Annotated in this window: 18 protein-coding genes and 1 pseudogene; 12 read left to right on the top strand and 7 right to left on the bottom strand. The window is 31.6% G+C overall.

Going from position 1 to position 18,150, the window contains the following annotated elements; genetic code table 11:
- Positions 1-264: 264 nt before the first annotated feature.
- Positions 265-1,290: a threonine aldolase family protein gene (locus HMPREF3239_RS10145; protein WP_070855560.1), complete on the bottom strand. Its 1,026-nt coding sequence runs from the start codon at positions 1,288-1,290 to the stop codon at positions 265-267.
- Positions 1,291-1,499: 209 nt separating this feature from the next.
- On the opposite strand from HMPREF3239_RS10145, the gene HMPREF3239_RS10150 reads away from it, so the two are divergent.
- The 6 genes from HMPREF3239_RS10150 (at position 1,500) to HMPREF3239_RS10175 (ending at position 6,807) form a co-directional block, all read left to right on the top strand.
- Positions 1,500-1,694, top strand: a complete 195-nt coding sequence (locus HMPREF3239_RS10150; protein WP_070855561.1) for a hypothetical protein — start codon at positions 1,500-1,502, stop codon at positions 1,692-1,694.
- Between the two features lie 55 nt (positions 1,695-1,749).
- Positions 1,750-3,231 (top strand): cardiolipin synthase, encoded by a 1,482-nt coding sequence (cls, locus tag HMPREF3239_RS10155; RefSeq protein WP_070855562.1) that lies wholly within the window; start codon positions 1,750-1,752, stop codon positions 3,229-3,231.
- 271 nt (positions 3,232-3,502) lie between these two features.
- Positions 3,503-4,354 carry an ABC transporter ATP-binding protein gene (locus HMPREF3239_RS10160; RefSeq protein WP_070855563.1) on the top strand — a complete coding sequence of 284 codons (852 nt, stop codon included), beginning with the start codon at positions 3,503-3,505 and terminating at the stop codon, positions 4,352-4,354.
- Between the two features lie 18 nt (positions 4,355-4,372).
- Entirely contained in the window at positions 4,373-5,110 is a 738-nt protein-coding gene (locus tag HMPREF3239_RS10165) for an ABC transporter permease (RefSeq protein WP_070855564.1), read from the top strand.
- Positions 5,111-6,208, top strand: a complete 1,098-nt coding sequence (locus tag HMPREF3239_RS10170) for a sensor histidine kinase (RefSeq protein ID WP_070855565.1) — start codon at positions 5,111-5,113, stop codon at positions 6,206-6,208.
- Complete coding sequence (locus tag HMPREF3239_RS10175; RefSeq protein ID WP_053029378.1) at positions 6,205-6,807, top strand: response regulator transcription factor; 603 nt, start codon at positions 6,205-6,207, stop codon at positions 6,805-6,807. The genes HMPREF3239_RS10170 and HMPREF3239_RS10175 overlap by 4 nt, the downstream gene beginning before the upstream one ends.
- A 160-nt stretch (positions 6,808-6,967) precedes the next feature.
- Here HMPREF3239_RS10175 and HMPREF3239_RS10180 read toward each other — a convergent pair whose 3' ends face one another.
- On the bottom strand, positions 6,968-7,147 hold the full coding sequence (locus HMPREF3239_RS10180) for a hypothetical protein (protein ID WP_053029379.1): 180 nt from the start codon (positions 7,145-7,147) through the stop codon (positions 6,968-6,970).
- A 350-nt stretch (positions 7,148-7,497) separates the two neighbouring features.
- Positions 7,498-7,689 carry a hypothetical protein gene (locus HMPREF3239_RS10185; protein ID WP_053029380.1) on the bottom strand — a complete coding sequence of 64 codons (192 nt, stop codon included), beginning with the start codon at positions 7,687-7,689 and terminating at the stop codon, positions 7,498-7,500.
- Positions 7,690-7,856: 167 nt separating this feature from the next.
- On the opposite strand from HMPREF3239_RS10185, the gene HMPREF3239_RS10190 reads away from it, so the two are divergent.
- Complete coding sequence (locus HMPREF3239_RS10190) at positions 7,857-8,396, top strand: thermonuclease NucI (RefSeq protein ID WP_053029381.1); 540 nt, start codon at positions 7,857-7,859, stop codon at positions 8,394-8,396.
- 63 nt (positions 8,397-8,459) lie between these two features.
- On the opposite strand, the gene HMPREF3239_RS10195 is transcribed toward HMPREF3239_RS10190, so the two are convergent.
- Entirely contained in the window at positions 8,460-9,317 is an 858-nt protein-coding gene (locus HMPREF3239_RS10195; protein WP_070855566.1) for a hypothetical protein, read from the bottom strand.
- A gap of 288 nt (positions 9,318-9,605) precedes the next feature.
- Here HMPREF3239_RS10195 and HMPREF3239_RS10200 point away from each other — a divergent pair, with 288 nt between their 5' ends.
- Positions 9,606-10,187 (top strand): hypothetical protein, encoded by a 582-nt coding sequence (locus HMPREF3239_RS10200; protein ID WP_070855567.1) that lies wholly within the window; start codon positions 9,606-9,608, stop codon positions 10,185-10,187.
- A 64-nt stretch (positions 10,188-10,251) separates the two neighbouring features.
- Here the strand turns inward: HMPREF3239_RS10200 and HMPREF3239_RS10205 are convergent.
- Positions 10,252-11,624, bottom strand: a pseudogene (locus tag HMPREF3239_RS10205) (aspartate kinase).
- A gap of 198 nt (positions 11,625-11,822) precedes the next feature.
- Between HMPREF3239_RS10205 and HMPREF3239_RS10210 the strand changes: the two are divergent.
- The 4 genes from HMPREF3239_RS10210 to HMPREF3239_RS10225 are packed head-to-tail and all read left to right on the top strand — an operon-like array spanning position 11,823 to position 15,943.
- Positions 11,823-13,100 (top strand): homoserine dehydrogenase, encoded by a 1,278-nt coding sequence (locus HMPREF3239_RS10210; protein WP_053029385.1) that lies wholly within the window; start codon positions 11,823-11,825, stop codon positions 13,098-13,100.
- A gap of 5 nt (positions 13,101-13,105) precedes the next feature.
- A complete protein-coding gene (thrC, locus tag HMPREF3239_RS10215) occupies positions 13,106-14,167 on the top strand; it encodes a threonine synthase (RefSeq protein WP_053029386.1) in 1,062 nt (353 codons plus the stop codon).
- A gap of 1 nt (position 14,168) precedes the next feature.
- A complete protein-coding gene (thrB, locus tag HMPREF3239_RS10220) occupies positions 14,169-15,086 on the top strand; it encodes a homoserine kinase (RefSeq protein WP_070855568.1) in 918 nt (305 codons plus the stop codon).
- A 53-nt stretch (positions 15,087-15,139) separates the two neighbouring features.
- Positions 15,140-15,943 carry a Cof-type HAD-IIB family hydrolase gene (locus tag HMPREF3239_RS10225; RefSeq protein ID WP_070855569.1) on the top strand — a complete coding sequence of 268 codons (804 nt, stop codon included), beginning with the start codon at positions 15,140-15,142 and terminating at the stop codon, positions 15,941-15,943.
- A 91-nt stretch (positions 15,944-16,034) separates the two neighbouring features.
- Here the strand turns inward: HMPREF3239_RS10225 and HMPREF3239_RS10230 are convergent, their stop codons facing one another.
- The gene (locus HMPREF3239_RS10230; RefSeq protein ID WP_053029389.1) at positions 16,035-16,349 is read right to left on the bottom strand and encodes a hypothetical protein; all 315 of its coding nucleotides are present in this window, start codon (positions 16,347-16,349) and stop codon (positions 16,035-16,037) included.
- A 148-nt stretch (positions 16,350-16,497) separates the two neighbouring features.
- Positions 16,498-17,949, bottom strand: a complete 1,452-nt coding sequence (locus tag HMPREF3239_RS10235; RefSeq protein WP_070855570.1) for an amino acid permease — start codon at positions 17,947-17,949, stop codon at positions 16,498-16,500.
- Positions 17,950-18,150: the final 201 nt, after the last annotated feature.

An 18,150-nucleotide genomic window follows, 5' to 3' on the forward strand; every position in this document is an offset into this window, starting at 1 on the left:
ACGACGAATTCAAAAGAATTCTGTCCCGCTCCCACTTAAAATTCAATGTTAACGTGGTAGTGAATGAGATTAACATGATTGCTTAAACTTTTATAAGGAGAATAAAAAGTGGAATTTAATATTAAAGTCACTATAGAAAAACGAGAACCATCTAAAAAAGAAAAAATTATAGCACTCTTTGGATTAATTGTAATTATAGCCGGTATTTATTATAAATTTCATTAAAAACAGGATTTCCTTTTAGGAAGTCCTGTTTCTCTATTATCAAATTAACTCTAATAACTTATCTACATTTTCTTCGGTAGTAGCCCAACTTGTCGCAAATCTAACAACACGATGATTATCGTCATATTTCTCCCAAATCGCGAACTTCACTTTTTGTTTCAACGCATTAATCTTTTCTTCACTAAGCACGAAGAATTGTTGATTGGTAGGTGAATCGAAGTAGAGTTGATAGCCTTTTTCAAGGAATCCTTTTTTCATTTTATTAGCCATATTGATGGCATGGCGGCTAATATCTAAGTATAAATTATTAGTGAATAATTCTAGAAATTGTACGCCTACTAAGCGACCTTTAGCAAGTAATGCACCATGTTGTTTGATTCGAGTGGTAAAGTGTTTTGGCTCATTATTTTTAGTAAATACGATGGCTTCACCACATAGCGCACCTATTTTAGTACCACCTATATAAAAGATGTCGCAATATTTAGCAATATCTTCAAATTTTATATCACTTTGATCACTCATTAAACCATAGCCTAAACGCGCACCATCCATAAATAAAGGTACATTATGTTCTTTACACACGTCAGCAAGATTTTTCAATTCCTCTTTAGTATATAAAGTACCGTATTCTGTAGGGTGTGAAATGTAGACCATTCCAGGAAAGACCATGTGTTCACGTTTGAAATCATTGTAAAATGTATCTAAATATTCATTCACTTCTTTTGGTCTGATTTTACCTTCATGTGATGGTATCGCTAACACTTTATGACCACTAAATTCAATCGCACCTCCCTCGTGTACGGCGACGTGACCAGTGTCGGCTGAAATTACACCTTCATACGGCTTTAATACTGAATTAATCACAACTTGATTGGTTTGTGTACCGCCAACTAAGAAACGTACAGTCGCTTCTGGACACTTAATGGCTGATTTAATTTTTTCTGCTGCTTGCTTTGAAAATTGATCATCACCATAACCAGAGGCCTGGATTAAATTGGTATCAAGTAATCGTTGTAATACGTTTTCATGTGCACCTTCAAGGTAGTCATTTTCAAAAGAAATCATATAATACCCCACAATCTAAATAGTTTAATTATTCTGAAAATTTAATAGAATGACTTTAGTATACAATAATTTAGCACTTATGTGAATTTAATATTTTAAATATAAAATTGTAAGCGTTTCAATTAAAAAGGTGAAGTCTAAATTTATTTGCGATTTAAATGTAAAAAGACTATGATTTAAACAAATAAGTTGAAATGGAGTGTTATAAAATGAACAAAATCAAATTTAAAAAAATTCAAGAAAAAACTTTGGATGAGCTAGAAAAAGAGATTAATATATTTCTTGAAAGTGATGAAGGTAGCCAATATGAAGTTTTGAATATTTCGATTGATAAAGTAGAAGAACGTAAATTCCCCAATAATGAAGAAGTACTTAACGCAATTATAATATTAAATGCCAAGTAATAAATTGATTGAATAGATAAATCCAAATTATGGAATTAAATAGGAGTATTATATTATGAAATTTATGTTCGGCCTAGATTTGGGGACGTTTTTTACGATTATATTAGCACTAGGGTTTGTGATAAATCTAATATTAGCGTTTATTATCATTTTTTTAGAAAGAAATAGACGTAGTGCATCATCAACATGGGCATGGCTCTTTGTATTATTTGTCTTACCATTAATCGGGTTTATACTCTATTTATTTTTTGGAAGAACAGTTTCAAAAAGGAAAATGGAGAAAAATAATGGTAAAGAATTGGATACATTTAAAGGTATAGTAGATGAACAAGTTAAACAATTCGATGCATATCGTTATCAAACTCATAATCAGCAAGTATTGAAACATAGGGATCTTATTAGAATGTTATTAAACAAGCAAGATGCATTTCTAACAGAAGATAATCATATTGATTTATTTACGGATGGCCACAAGCTTTACGACAAAGTGATTGAAGATATTTATAATGCGAAAGACTACATTCATTTAGAATATTATACATTTGAACTTGATGGCTTAGGTCATCGTATAATAGATGCATTAGAAACAAAACTTAAAGAAGGTTTGGAAGTTAAAATATTATATGATGATGTGGGTTCTAAGAAAGTAAGAATGTCAAAATTTCATCATTTCCAATCACTAGGTGGCGAAGTTGAAGCCTTTTTTGCTTCTAAGTTTCCACTTATCAATTTTAGAATGAATAACCGGAATCATAGAAAGATTATAATTATTGATGGACAAGTAGGATACATCGGAGGATTTAATATTGGTGATGATTATTTAGGACTTGGTAAGTTAGGTTACTGGAGAGATACGCATATTCGTGTTGAAGGTAATGCCATCGATGCATTACAAATACGTTTCATTTTAGATTGGAATTCACAAGCGCATCGACCACAATTTGAATATGATGAGAAATATTTCCCTGCAAAGAATCAGCATAAAGGTAAATCAGCTATACAAATTGCTTCAAGTGGACCTGCTTTTGAGTTACATCAAATAGAGTACGGCTATACTAAAATGATTATGAGCGCCAAAAAATCTATCTATATGCAAAGTCCTTACTTTATTCCAGATCAATCCTATATCAATGCACTGAAAATGGCAGCGAATGCTGGCGTAGATGTACATTTAATGATTCCATGTAAACCAGATCATCCATTCGTATATTGGGCGACGTTTTCAAATGCTGCTGAACTATTAAATAGTGGTGTGAAAATTTATACGTATCAAAATGGTTTTATCCACTCTAAAGTTATGATAATTGATGATGAAATATGCAGTGTTGGTTCCGCTAACATGGACTATCGTAGTTTCGCATTAAATTTTGAAGTGAATGCATTTATCTATGATGAAAATATCGCCAAACAAATTAGAAATGCTTATGAAGAAGATATTAAAAAATCTAAATTATTAACATTAGACGCATATAATAAACGTTCACTTTCAATTAAAATAAAAGAAGATATAGCAAAATTAGTATCACCAATTTTATAGTATTCAGAATAAGAACATACACAAACTAATCTAATAAGATTACTTGTCGGTCATTGCCGGTTAAATGGAGAAGACATTTTGCTTCTCTATTAAATCTAATGGATTAAGTTATTTATGAGATTAAGCGACACTGAGTTGCTTAATCTTTTTTGCTATTTTGTCATCATTTTACTATGACAAATGTCATAGTAAAGTCATGACATTATGAACTAATTTCAGCTTCGATAAAAGAATAAGATAGATGTATAAATGATAAGGATGTGAGTTCGTAATGATAAATATCAACCAATTGAATAAATCGTTTGGCCTGAAGACTATATTAGATAACATTACTTTAAATATCGAAGAAGGAAAATGTACAGCTTTAATCGGGAAGAATGGCGCAGGCAAGTCAACATTAATAGATATACTAATTGGTCATAAACATGCGAATAGTGGATCAATTGAGGATACCTCAAACCTAATTTCGTCGAAGAATATGGGGATATTATTTCAAACTACACATATGCCTAAGCTCATTAAAGTGAAAGAGTTATATCATTTATATGCACAATTATATCCAAATCCCATGACATTTGAAACGTTTCAAAGATTAACGCATTTTTCGGATGTCCAAATGAATCAATATGCTAATAAATTATCAGGAGGGCAAAGAAGAATATTAGATTTTGTACTCATTTTAATAGGAAAGCCTCAATTCTTAATATTAGATGAACCCACCACTTCAATGGATATTGAAACGAGGGAACATTTTTGGAATTTGATTAGTCATCTCAAACAAGATGGAATGACCATATTGTATACGTCTCATTATATTGAAGAAGTCGAAAGGATGGCTGACAAAGTTGTATATTTAGAGCACGGTAAGGTTAAACTTAATGATACACCGCATAATATCTTGTTTAGTCAAAATAATTCTATTATTGAAGTCATGAAATATACAGAAGACCAATATCATCAACTTTCAGAAATATACCATATAGATATTATGAATAATAATTTAAAAATACATTCAGAAAATGTTGAGTCAGTCATTATGAACTTAATTAAAATCCAAATAGATTTAAACCAAATTACAATTTATAAGAAATCTTTACTGGAACATATGTTTTCAAATGAATAAAGTGTGGTGCAATAGCTTATGTTAAAGACAATGACTTTACTCAATTTTGAATATAAATTATTGTTGCGACGTAAATTTTCGTCATTTATGGCATTTGTTTTTCCGCTTGCGTTCTACTTACTATTTACATCTTTAATTGATATGCCAGAAGATGCAAAAAAAGTTTTTTATAAAGAATATATGTATAGTATGACTGTATTTAGTTTAATGGGCTTCTGTTTAATGCAATTTCCATTAGAAATTATAGATGAAAGGAACAATGGATGGTATAAAAAAATAATATCTACACCCATCACTGTACTAAATTATTATTTAGCTAAAATACTTAAAACAATGACTTTATTTTTTATTTCAATTGTACTTTTATATAGTGTGGCCCATTTCTATAAAGGTGTATCACTTAAACCAAGTGAATGGCTCTTATCTGGTGTAACACTATGGTTAGGTGCTAGCATGTTTCTAACTTTAGGTTTAATTATTACGCAATTTAATGAAACACAGAAAGCGAGTAGTATAGCAAATTTACTTAATATTGTTTTAGCGATTATTGGCGGTTTATGGTTCCCAGTAAGTACGTTTCCAGATTGGATGCAAACCATTACTAAGTTAACACCAACGTATCATTTACGTCATTTGGCACTTGAACTAGGTAAAGGTCACGGCTTTAATCTTCAATCGTTCCTTATTTTAGGTATTTATAGCATTATTTTTTTAGGTATTGCATTATTAATTAATAAGAAGAAAGAGGTGGATTAAATGAAACGTAGTTTAGGCGCTAAAATGGGAGAAATTTCATCTTTAATTTACTTAATATTTCCTTATTATGGTTTATATTTAACGTGGAGACATGAAAGCTTTTTCATTAATCTTTGTATAGTCATCATTTTTACGATTGCATATGCAGGGTTAATTCTATTTCATGAAACATTGAGCCACCGAATGAACTTAATTTTGTTCATTATTCACTTTTTAGCGATTATCTATTTTGTATATGCATACAATCCGTCATTGAGCTTATTTTTCTTCTTCAGTGCTTTTGCAATACCATTTTTATTTAAAAAAGGGATTAAATCAATCGAATTTGTTTTATTAATAAGTTCAATGATTGCTTGTATCATCATCACAACTTTACATTCCAATCACTTATATGTTGTGAGTATTATTATATATTATATTGTTATTTTAGCGATATTGTTTGGTAATTTTAAAATTGTGAAAGAAAGACAATATCGTCAACAAATTGAGGAAAAGAATAAATATATTAATATTTTAATTGCTGAGAAAGAACGCAACAGAATCGGTCAAGATTTGCATGATACATTAGGTCATGTATTTGCAAGTTTAAGTGTGAAATCAGAGTTAGCAGCGAAACTGATTGATAAAGATCCTCAAGCCGCTAAGAAAGAAATTTTAAATATAAATGAAATGTCGAAAGAAACATTGGAGAAAGTAAGGCACATTATCGAAAATTTAAAAGTACAAAGTTTTGAAGAGGAAATTCAATCAATAGCGCAAATATTACAGGATGCGAATATTCACTTTCATTTTGAAAATAAAAGAGGCGCGAGTTCTCTTAATCCAACTAAACAAACCATATTATCTATGATACTTAGAGAAGCAGTTAACAATGTGATTAAGCATGCACAAGCCACTGAAATTAACGGGAAAATAGAAAGTAATGACATAGGTATTCAATTCACCATCAGTGATAATGGTATAGGTTTGAAACAACCTAATAAAGTGAATTTAAAAAGTATTAATGATAGGGTAGCGTTATTAAACGGTACTATTCATATCACTTCTAAACAGGGTACGACCATCGATATAATGATTCCGAGAGAAGGTATACAATGATTTCAATCGTGATTGCAGAAGATCAAAATATGTTACGTAAAGCAATGATACAATTAATTGAATTTCATGATGATTTAAAAGTAATCAATGATTTTGATAATGGTGTTGATGCATTGGAATGCATTACGCATAATCAGCCCGACATCGCTATTCTCGATATTGAAATACCAGGGATGACAGGCTTAGAGGTATTGTCGCAATTAAGAGAACACAAAGTTAAAACAAAGGTAATTATTGTTACGACTTTCAAAAGGCCTGGTTATTTCGAAAGAGCAGTTGCGAATGATGTCGACGCATATGTCTTAAAAGAACGCTCAGTCGACGATTTAGTTACCACCATTCACAAAGTTTTAAATGGCGAAAAAGAATATAGTACATCTTTAATGACATCTTTATTTAAAGAGGCCAATCCTCTAACGCATAAAGAGCAAGTAGTACTACGTGAGATTGGAGAAGGGTTAAGTAATAAAGAAATTGCAGATAAGCTTTATCTTTCAAATGGGACAGTAAGAAATTATATGTCTAACATTATTGATAAGCTCGAAGCGGAGAATCGTTTTGATGCTTGGAAAAAAGCGAACGATAAAGGTTGGATATAGTATTGGATTAATTTCATCAAATAGACTGCATAAAAGTGCAGAACATAAAACTTTGTTTAGGTTACTATACTTCAGTAACCGAAAACAGATGATTTTATGTTCTGCATTTTGTTTACAAATAATCGCGTACGTTGAAGTTGAGCGCGACATTTTAAATATATTACTTATTCTTTTCTTGCTCTTCTAAATTGTCGACATGAGTAGCTAATAAACGTAACACTTGCGCTACTTTATCTGGAGGGGTGTCTTTTGACAAGGTATGTTCGAATACATTGCCATTTTGTGTTTGAACTTTATATATTAGACCGTGATGATCTATAATGACGTCTATAATTTCCATAATGACACCTCGCTAATTGATTTGATGATGAGGCTTTTGTAGCTACTTGAAAATCCATCCATTTTTATAATTAATTTTATACAATTAAGGTATTTCTTATACATACCACTAATTTTAAAAATTAACCTTAAATATAAAAAAATTTGGGAGTTAGACAGAATTTAATTTGAATTCATAGTCTCGCTCCCAATTAGCTTTACTTCTAAAATGTTTCATGCAATTCTTTGTTGTGCCATGCTCGAAATGATAACTAAAGTTGAGAAAAACGAATATAATAGCTTTCTCAATTTAATTAGCCATTTCAAATATGATACGTCGCCTTAAAAATAATAGTGTTGTCATTGTTGTTATTATTTGTTTTTTCTTTTACGTACGATCGATTGAATAATATAAGCAATAAATCCTACTAACACGCCTAATAATATTGCTACTACGACAGATACAATAATAGGTAATTTATAGACGATTTGAAGAATCACACCGACAATAATAGCTATAATAACAGCTATAACTGTCACTAAATTTTCATTTTTCTCAGACATCTATGTCACTCCTAACGCATTTATTATAGCATGGTATGACTCAACAATTCACTTATTGCGTGTAAGATTGAGTCTAACTTTGTTCAATAAAATTAAGAAGCCATTGACGATTAATTTTAATTTATATATGATATTTATTATTGAAATTAAAAGTGTAGGTGACAACTGTGAATTCGAAAAAATCCCTTAGCATCATAGTATTAGCAGTTTTAGTAATAGGCGTTTTAGCTTTTCAATTTATTAATCATACAGGTCCATTTAAAAATAGTGGCACGCAATCTTCATCAACTTCTACTAATATAAAAGATAAAGAAAAAGTACATGTAGAACGTGTGGTAGATGGTGATACCTTTGTGGCAACTAATGAAGACGGCAAAGAAATTAAAGTTAGGCTTATAGGAGTAGATACACCAGAAACAGTAAAACCTAACACACCAGTTCAACCTTATGGTAAAGAAGCGTCAAATTATAGTAAACAACATCTAAACGGAAAAGATGTATACTTAGAATATGATAAAGAAAAAGAGGATCGTTATGGACGAACACTGGCGTATGTGTGGTTGAATGACAACACGATGTACAACGAAGAATTAGTAAAAAAAGGATTAGCACGTGAAAAGTACTTCTCACCAAATGGCAAATATCGTCATATATTCGAACAAGGCGAACAACAAGCTAAAAAAGATAAAGTGAATTTATGGAGTTAAAAATTTAAGCGATTGACACGTGTATCTGTAAAAAGATGGAATGTCAATCGCTTGTTTAATGCATTAATTATTAAAGCTATTTACAATTTTAGTCACTTGTTCTTCAGAAAGCGGATGCTTAGATAAATCAATTGCATTTTTGATTACCGCTTCAAGAGATGACTTAGTCGAAACAGTATCCACATATTGAGCTCTTTCATCTGAACCTTCAATGATATTGACACTACCATCACTAAAGTAAACGACACCGATACTTTGTACTTTATGGTTAAAGTGATTTTCAATACCGTCTTTTAGAATTTTAGAATTAATTGCTGCCTGTTCATATGGATCATGATCATAAAATTCATAAATGACACGGTTACTTTGGATTTTTTCGATGAAAGTATAAATCTCACTTCGTGGTGAATCGAACTGACTATGATATTGTTTGCTAACATAATGACCAACAATTTGATTGACATCAGTTGTGTCGATTTGCATATCATCGTCAACTGGTGCATCAAAGTGATAAAATGTCTTTTGTTTCCAGTTTTTGACATCAATATTGATTAAACCAACATCTGAAACGACGATATAATCAAACGTTCTAGCATATTCGAAGAAAGGATGCTTAGTAGCTAAATTACTTGTCGTTATAATATCATAGAATTTTAACTTTCCTTCGTCTTTATACTTATCAAGAATGCCAGTTAAAACGTGCTTTGCGTTTCGTTTAGCATGTGAGCTTACGTCATTATTAGAACTAAGCATTTGATTTTTGAGTTCTAAATTTTCATTACTAAGCGACGCATTCTTTGTTACCATCTGATTTCTCGCGTAAACTTCTGTATCAACTCTATCTTGCATATATCGTTGATTTAAGATGAACGCTAAAATAAGAATAACGATGATAACAACCAAGATAATTGTTAATGTCATAATTCATCACCTATGTTCGAATTTTTCATTTTATATCACTCATTTATTGTAATCTTAAAGATGTGAGTGATATGAAATAACATATAAATTATATCTATTATATTTGCGTAGTTCAACAAAATATAAATTAAGTTAAATTGTTAAATTAATAAAAATAATCTAATTATTAGTCATATCAATCATTTTTTTAACATCAATTTTAACGATACTTCACAATTCGTAAATTGAAAACTCAAATCAGTATATGTATAATTAGTGTATGAAAGCGTTTCCTTTGGAGGTAGTAATATGGAACATCAACAACATGTAGAAGAGCTAGTTAAAATATTAAAAAATAAATGTCGTACTTCATTCAAATTTCACGGGGAAGTCGCAATGCAGTTATTTTTAAGTGATAATTTTATTCTACCTTCTAGAGTCGACATTTGTGTAGAGCGCAAGCAACTCGTCGAAGTACTAAAAGTAATTCCTTCCACATATCAATTAAATTATTATGATAAAAATAATGTGTTAATGGATCGTGATCAACTAAGTGTGCCAGAAATTGCGCACATAGATATTACGTTTAACCAGCAATTGCTAATAAATATCTTCATTTATGATGTGGTGAATGAAGAATGGATATTTAGACTTGATAATAATATTCGTATTCCTATGAATAGCATATACTTTCATTCATTGACGTGGGGCGTAGATTATATTAAGCCAGAAATTGTATTAATGTATGATTTATTAGATAACCAAAACTATCATCAATTACCTAACTACAAAATGGTTTTAGACGCTTTAAGCTATTATCAATTTGTAATTTTGAAAGTAGTTGTCGGTGAGCAACGTATAAAAGAAGCTTTAGCCAATAATCATTCATAAAAAACATCTAATATTTAAGTAAAATGTAAATGAACATGATTACTTAAATACTAGATGTTTTTAATTATGCTCGCTTATTTAAGTTTTTTAAACAAACGCCGTGATAACAATATTCATATGTAGACAAAACAGCTTTATCTGCATCTTCAATTGAAATACCAAACATCATTGAAATTTCTGATGACCCTTGGTTAATCATTTTTAAATTGATATTGGATTCTGCTAAGGCATGCGTGATCGTGTTCGCTGTGCCAATCGCTTTATTCATACCTTCGCCAACAATCATTAATATGGCTAGATCATGCTCGATACTTAATTCATCGACATCACAACGTTTACGAATCGCATTGAGTACATCTTTCTCTTTACCTTTTAATTGATGTGTACGGAGAATGATACTGATGCTGTCAATATATGGTCGAATGAAATGTTATAGTCTTCTAATATTTCAAGTACCTTACGAGTGAAGCCAACTTGTCTGTTCATTAAATATTTTTTAATGTTAATTACAGTAAATCCTTTATCACAACTAATACCAATAATGACATTTTTATCACTTACATCTCTATCATGACGAATAAATGTTCCTTTATCTTGAGGGCGATTGGTATTTTTAATAACCACTGGAATTCTATGTTTATAAAGTGGTTGCAAGGCTTCATCATGGAAGACGCTAAATCCTGCATAAGACAATTCACGCATTTCACGATAGGTAATCTCTTCAATAAGATCGGGGTTTTGAATAATATTTGGATTCGCTTTGAAAATACCTGATACATCAGTGAAGTTCTCGTAAAGAGATGCTCTAATTCCTCTAGCAATAATTGCACCCGTAATGTCAGAACCACCTCTAGGGAAGGTAACAACGTAGTTATTCTTTGATACACCAAAGAATCCAGGGATAATAATTTTACCTTCAATATCTCTTAATTTACTTATCTGTTCATATGCTTCTTCTAAAATTTGTGCTTGCTGTGGTAAATCTGTTACTAGAATACCTGCATCTTTAGGTGAAAGATAAGTTGTTTTAAAACCTTGTGAATCATTATATGACGCAATTAATTGTGCATTAAAATTTTCGCCACAAGATAGAAGTGCATCATACAATCTTAAAGGTTCTTCTTTTAAAGTTGAAATAATCTCTTCTAATGTCTCGTCAATCACAGTTAATAACGACGTATCCATATCCAATTCTTGTAAGATATCAGCATATCGTTGAATAATTTCTTTCTTTTTATCCTGATAATTAAGGTTATTTAGCACTTTTTCGTATAAACGAACAAGAAGGTCTGTCGTTTTAACATCATCTTTGTGTCGCTTTCCTGGTGCAGATACAATGATAATTTTACGTTCTGGGTCACTATTTACGATATCTAGGACTTTTTTAATTTGTGTTGCATTTGAAACTGAACTACCGCCGAATTTTGCCACTTTCATATACCTAATCAACCTTTCTAAAAAATCAGAAAATTCTATTTAATTTTCTGATATCACGTGATAATATATAGCTAAGTATTTACATTTTATGCTAAAAAGTCCTATCAATTTAATATGGTTTAATAGTATACTAAAATAAAGTATATTTCAACAAGACAATTGTATTTCTCAATTATACAAATGGGGGAAGATAAAAATATGAAAGAATTAAATATTGCTTTACTTGGTCTAGGAACAGTTGGATCAGGCGTAGTTAAAATAATTGAAGAAAATCGACAACAAATCATTGATACGTTAAACAAAGATATTGTTATTAAACATATTTTAGTACGTGATAAAACTAAGAAAAGACCTATTAATATTAGCCGATATCATTTAACTGAAGATGTTAATGAAATTTTAAATGATGATTCCATTGATATTGTCATTGAAGTTATGGGTGGTATCGAACCGACTGTAGATTGGTTGAGAGATGCGTTAAAGAGCGGGAAACATGTCATCACTGCAAATAAAGATTTATTAGCAGTACATTTAAAATTATTAGAAGATTTAGCTGAAGAGAAAGGACTTGCGTTGAAGTTTGAAGCGAGTGTTGCTGGCGGTATTCCTATTGTAAATGCAATTAATAATGGATTGAATGCGAATAATATTTCTAAGTTTATGGGAATACTTAATGGTACTTCTAACTTCATTCTTTCTAAAATGACGCGCGAACAAACAACGTTTGAAGAAGCGCTTGATGAAGCACAACGATTAGGATTTGCTGAAGCAGACCCAACTGATGATGTAGAAGGTATTGACGCAGCGCGCAAAGTTGTTATTACGTCTTATTTATCATTTAACCAAGTTATTAAATTAAATGATGTTAAGGTTCGAGGTATCAGCCAAACAACGCTATCTGATATCAATGTAGCTGATAAATTAGGCTATAAAATCAAACTAATTGGTAAGGGAACTTATCAAAATAGTAAAGTGAACGCATCAGTTGAACCAACATTAATACATAAATCCCACCAACTAGCTACAGTTGAAGATGAATATAATGCTATTTATGTCGTAGGAGATGCAGTAGGTGACACAATGTTCTATGGGAAAGGCGCAGGTAGCCTAGCTACTGGTAGTGCCGTTGTAAGTGACTTATTAAACGTTGCATTATTCTTTGAATCAAATACACATACATTACCGCCACACTTTGAACTGAAAACGGATGCAACACGAGAACTGATGGATACGGAAGATGTAGTATCCATTCAAGAGAAGTTAAATTATTATGTCGTTCTAAAAAGTGATTTATCAAAAGAAAAATTTGAATCATTATTGAAAGAAACGTTACCATTCCACAAATCACTACAGGTTGAACAGCGCGATGATCAATCTTATGGTGTAGTTATAGTTGGTCTAGATCAATCACCGGAAGACGTTTTAAGTAAAGCTGATTTTAATATCGAGAAAATTTATCCAGTTGAAGGGGTTTAATGTTTATGAAAAGATGGCAAGGTTTAGTAGATGAGTTTAAAGCATATTTACCAGTTAATAGCGACACACCAAAGTTAACTTTAAATGAAGGTCATACACCATTGATTCATTGTGAGAATTTATCGGACATGTTAGATATTGATTTATATGTAAAATATGAAGGTGCAAATCCAACAGGTTCTTTCAAAGATAGAGGAATGGTTATGGCTGTTACTAAAGCGAAAGAACAAGGGAAGAAAGTCGTCATTTGTGCATCTACTGGTAACACTTCAGCTTCCGCAGCTGCGTATGCAGCAAGAGCTGGACTAAAAGCAATTGTGGTTATTCCAGAAGGAAAGATTGCACTTGGTAAATTGTCACAAGCTGTAATGTACGGTGCTGAAATCGTTTCAATTGAAGGAAACTTTGATGAAGCTTTGGAAATAGTTAAGGAAATTGCTGAAAATGACGAAGAGATTGAACTAGTTAATTCTGTAAATCCTTATCGTATTGAAGGACAAAAAACAGGTGCATTTGAAATTGTTGAGCAATTAGAACAAGCGCCTGACATACTTGCAATTCCAGTTGGTAATGCTGGTAACATTACTGCTTACTGGAAAGGGTTTAAAGAATATCATGAGAAAAAAGGTAGTCAATTACCGCGATTATTCGGTTTTCAAGCAGAAGGTGCTTCACCAATAGTACAAAATAAAGTGATTAAAAACCCTGAAACAATTGCTACAGCTATTCGAATTGGTAATCCAGCTAGTTGGACTAAAGCTACTAAAGCGTTAGATGAGTCTAAAGGATTAATTGATAGTGTTACAGATGAAGAGATATTAGAAGCTTATCAATTAATGACATCTAAAGAAGGTGTGTTTAGTGAGCCGGCTAGTAATGCTTCAATTGCTGGATTAATTAAATTACATCGTGCAGGTCAACTACCTAAAGGTAAAAAAGTAGTGGCAATTTTAACTGGTAATGGATTAAAAGATCCTGACACTGCTATTTCAATTTTAGATAATCCAATTCAACCGCTTCCTAACGATAAATCAAGTATTATTGATTACATAAAAGGGGCTTTGTAAAATGAGCGAACAATTGCACTTAAAGATTCCAGCGTCTACGGCTAATCTAGGCGTTGGTTTCGATTCAATAGGTATGGCTATAGATAAATATTTGCATCTCTATGTGAAACGAATTGAAGGGGATAATTGGGAATTTACGTATCTGAATTCTGAATTAGCGTCACTTCCTAATAGTAAGGAGAATTATGTTTATAAAGTAGCGCAACAGGTTGCATCAAAATATAATGTTCAATTGCCTAGCTTAAGTATTACAATGAGAAGTGATATTCCTTTAGCACGAGGTTTAGGATCATCAGCATCAGCGTTAGTAGGTGCATTATATATTGCTAACTATTTTGGCAATATACAACTATCTAAATACGAACTACTTCAATTAGCAACAGAAATTGAGGGTCACCCCGATAATGTAGCACCTACAATATATGGTGGTTTGTTAGCAGGTTATTATAATCCCGAAACTAACGAAACGAACGTAGCACATATTGATGTACCAAACGTTGATATCATTTTAACTATACCTCCTTATGAATTAAAGACTGAGGATTCTCGTAATGTATTACCTGATCAATTTTCTCATAAGCGTGCGGTTCAAAGTAGTGCAATTAGTAACACGATGCTATGTGCATTAATTCAACATAATTATGAACTTGCTGGAAAAATGATGTCACAGGATGGCTTTCATGAGCCATTTCGTCAGCATTTAATACCTGAATTTAAAGAGGTTAAAGCATTAGCTCAACAATACGATGCCTATGCGACAGTGATAAGTGGTGCAGGGCCTACAATATTGACATTGAGTCGTAAAGAGAAGAGTGGGCAATTAGTTAGAGCGTTGAGACAACAAGTTGCGTCATGTCATTCTGAACTAGCTACAATTAATGAAATAGGTGTTGTAGAAGAAATTGTGTATCCTTCATAAATTTTATTGTAAAATATAAAAGAGTAAAATGTCGAAAGGAGTACACTTCAGATATGAGTAATTATAAAATGGTTGTCATGGATATGGACGATACATTAATTAATAGTGAAAATAAAGTAAGTCAAGAAACAAAAGATTATTTAATAGATATTCAGAACCAAGGATATAAAGTAGTGCTAGCTTCAGGAAGACCTACTGAAGGTATGTTGCCCATTGCTAAAGAACTTCAATTAGATGTACATGATAGTTACATCATTAGTTACAATGGTGGCAAAACAATCAAAGTGTCTACAGAAGAAGTAGAAGTGAGTCAAAGTGTATCGAAGAAAAATTTTGACCTTATTGCAGATTTTTGTCGTAAACACCATTTCTTAATATTGACTTATCAAGACGGATACATCATTCATGATGGTGATCACGAATATAGAGATATTGAATCTGAACTTACGGGATTACCTATGAAGCGCGTCGAAGATATTAAAGCATATATCAAAGAAGATGTACCTAAAGCAATGGGTGTTGATTATGCTTCGAATATCTCTAAAGTACGTGACGACCTGCATGGACATTTTAATTCGGAAATAGACGTGACTACAAGTAAACCATTCTTTTTAGAATTTATGGCTAAAGATGTTTCTAAAGGTAATGCGATAAAAGCTTTATGTGAGAAAATGAATATATCATTATCTGACGTGATTTGTTTTGGAGATAGTTTGAATGATCAATCTATGTTTGAAGTCGTTGGTTGTGCGATTGCAATGGGAAATGCCAATGAAGAACTTAAAGCGATTGCGGATAAAATAACGTTAGATAACGATTCTAACGGCATACCAAAGGCATTGAAAGAACTTTTATAGTACAAAATAAGGCATGAGAAATGAGTGTGGTGTATGTTCATCATTAAAACTATGACGAACAAGCCATGCTTATTCTCATGCCGTTTTATATTTATTTAGCAGTATGTGTCCATTCATGTTTACCTTTATAGCGCTTAACATAAGCATAAACTTGGTCCGCAGCATAATCTAAATTGGTATAGACTGTAATAGTAAACGCAGACTGATTTTCACCAAATGGCTCTGTACTAAATACATCCTTTAAATGCGTGAACAAATTCTCCATTTGGTCATGTTCAAGGCTAGGGTACTCTCTTAAAGTACGTTTTAGCAATTGACCATTTTTTTCTTCGAGAGATTGTACAACGATAACGAAACGTTCTTCACTTTTAATGACATCATCAAATAAGTTTGTTTGACCAACCATTTTGCTATTCACCTCTAAGTCATCATCTTTACTATTATTATACTAGATAACTGATTTTTCGAAAATAATCAATATATTGTAACTATAAAAAATGCGAGAAACAAAAAGCGGTTAATCCACTTTTAGTTTCTCGCATTCATTGATTTAATTAATCATTATGATAATGATGTGGTGTAATATCCATATCATTTAATTTTACAAATTTTGTTTTTCTGATTATTTTATGAGCTAAGAAAATAAGCCCTAAGATAATGATTGGCAGAATATTAACGAAGAATTTGCCTATATTACCATCAAATAAATCTCCAATAGAATTACCAAAATATAAGAAAATTAAAGTTGCAAATACTAAAATTGGTCCTAGTGGATATAAAGGTGATTTGTAAGGTAATAGTTCATTAATATCTTGACCTTGGCGTTTAATTGCCCTACGTAATCTAACTTGAGCCCACGAACTAGCTGCCCATACAATAATTACCAATGAACCTATAATATTCAATAAGCTAAACACAGCATTTGAATAGAAATTAGCAATAATGATAATTGCGACAATTAAAATATATGTTGTTACCAATGCACGTAATGGTAGTTTAGATTTATCATTTAATTTACTTAAGAATTTAGGTGCTTGTTTCTCATCACTTAAAGAGAATAACATTCTGCTTGTAGTGTAGACACCTGAATTTGTCGCTGATAATAATGATGTCAAAATAACAGCATTGATAACTGAAGCGGCAAATGCAACACCAATTCTATCAAATACAATTGTAAAAGGACTTTGTGAAACGGATTCATTCTCATTTAATAATAATGGATCTGTATATGGAATAATAGCCGCAATGACACCTATAGATAAAACGTAGAATAATAGAATTCTCCAGAATACTTGTTTAACAGCTTTAGGCATTGTCTTTTGTGGATTGTCAGATTCACCAGCAGTTACTGCAACAACTTCAGTACCACCAACTGAGAAGCCGGCTACTAATAGTACGCCTAAGAAACCAGATAGACCGCCTACGAATGGGGCATCACCTTTTGTATAATTTTCAAAACCATACGTGTGACCACCTAAAATACCGAAAATCATCAAGAAGCCAACAATGATAAATATAATAATAGTTACAACTTTTATGAGTGATAACCAAAATTCAGTTTCTCCAAAGGCTTTAACCGTAAAAATATTTAATAAAAATACAATAGTTATAAAAATTAAGCTCCAAGTAAGTGGACTAAAGAATTTGAATACATCCCAATAATAAAGCACATTTGAAGCTACCATTACATCTACGCTAGATACTAATGACCACATAATGTAATATAACCATCCCATAGTGAAGCCAAGAGAAGGGTCTACAAATCGCGTTGCGTAAGAACTGAATGATCCTGAAACAGGGTAAAAAGTTGCTAGTTCACCGATTGATGACATTAAAAAGTAAAGCATTACTCCGATTAATAAATAAGCTAAAATAGCGCCCCCAGGACCCGCTTGAGCAACAACACTACCTGTTGCTACAAAAAGCCCTGTACCAATTGCGCCACCTATAGCAATCATAGATATGTGTCTTGAGTTAAGACCACGTTTCATATTGTTATCTTCCATATGATGACTCCTAATTCTAAAATTTAAAATATACAAACCATTTTAATCCTTTTGAAGACAGTATTCAATAACTTTTGAACAATTTAGCTTAAAAATTTTAAATTTTCTGACTTTTTACAGATTATTGAAAATGTTTCAATTATAGGGCTTATGGGTTTATTAATAGTAGATTCTAAATTATAATTATTATAAATAAGTGAA

It is taken from the genome of Staphylococcus sp. HMSC34C02 (assembly GCF_001838705.1).
In the GTDB taxonomy this organism is placed as follows: Bacteria; Bacillota; Bacilli; order Staphylococcales; family Staphylococcaceae; genus Staphylococcus; species Staphylococcus borealis.

What these genes read in the sequence shown, in the direction of transcription:
- HMPREF3239_RS10145 (WP_070855560.1), bottom strand. Translation starts at nt 1,290, where the DNA reads ATGATTTCTTTTGAAAATGACTACCTTGAAGGTGCACATGAAAACGTA.
- HMPREF3239_RS10150 (WP_070855561.1), top strand. Translation starts at nt 1,500, where the DNA reads ATGAACAAAATCAAATTTAAAAAAATTCAAGAAAAAACTTTGGATGAG.
- cls (WP_070855562.1), top strand. Translation starts at nt 1,750, where the DNA reads ATGAAATTTATGTTCGGCCTAGATTTGGGGACGTTTTTTACGATTATA.
- HMPREF3239_RS10160 (WP_070855563.1), top strand. Translation starts at nt 3,503, where the DNA reads ATGATAAATATCAACCAATTGAATAAATCGTTTGGCCTGAAGACTATA.
- HMPREF3239_RS10165 (WP_070855564.1), top strand. Translation starts at nt 4,373, where the DNA reads ATGTTAAAGACAATGACTTTACTCAATTTTGAATATAAATTATTGTTG.
- HMPREF3239_RS10170 (WP_070855565.1), top strand. Translation starts at nt 5,111, where the DNA reads ATGAAACGTAGTTTAGGCGCTAAAATGGGAGAAATTTCATCTTTAATT.
- HMPREF3239_RS10175 (WP_053029378.1), top strand. Translation starts at nt 6,205, where the DNA reads ATGATTTCAATCGTGATTGCAGAAGATCAAAATATGTTACGTAAAGCA.
- HMPREF3239_RS10180 (WP_053029379.1), bottom strand. Translation starts at nt 7,147, where the DNA reads ATGGAAATTATAGACGTCATTATAGATCATCACGGTCTAATATATAAA.
- HMPREF3239_RS10185 (WP_053029380.1), bottom strand. Translation starts at nt 7,689, where the DNA reads ATGTCTGAGAAAAATGAAAATTTAGTGACAGTTATAGCTGTTATTATA.
- HMPREF3239_RS10195 (WP_070855566.1), bottom strand. Translation starts at nt 9,317, where the DNA reads ATGACATTAACAATTATCTTGGTTGTTATCATCGTTATTCTTATTTTA.
- HMPREF3239_RS10200 (WP_070855567.1), top strand. Translation starts at nt 9,606, where the DNA reads ATGGAACATCAACAACATGTAGAAGAGCTAGTTAAAATATTAAAAAAT.
- HMPREF3239_RS10210 (WP_053029385.1), top strand. Translation starts at nt 11,823, where the DNA reads ATGAAAGAATTAAATATTGCTTTACTTGGTCTAGGAACAGTTGGATCA.
- thrC (WP_053029386.1), top strand. Translation starts at nt 13,106, where the DNA reads ATGAAAAGATGGCAAGGTTTAGTAGATGAGTTTAAAGCATATTTACCA.
- thrB (WP_070855568.1), top strand. Translation starts at nt 14,169, where the DNA reads ATGAGCGAACAATTGCACTTAAAGATTCCAGCGTCTACGGCTAATCTA.
- HMPREF3239_RS10225 (WP_070855569.1), top strand. Translation starts at nt 15,140, where the DNA reads ATGAGTAATTATAAAATGGTTGTCATGGATATGGACGATACATTAATT.
- HMPREF3239_RS10230 (WP_053029389.1), bottom strand. Translation starts at nt 16,349, where the DNA reads ATGGTTGGTCAAACAAACTTATTTGATGATGTCATTAAAAGTGAAGAA.
- HMPREF3239_RS10235 (WP_070855570.1), bottom strand. Translation starts at nt 17,949, where the DNA reads ATGGAAGATAACAATATGAAACGTGGTCTTAACTCAAGACACATATCT.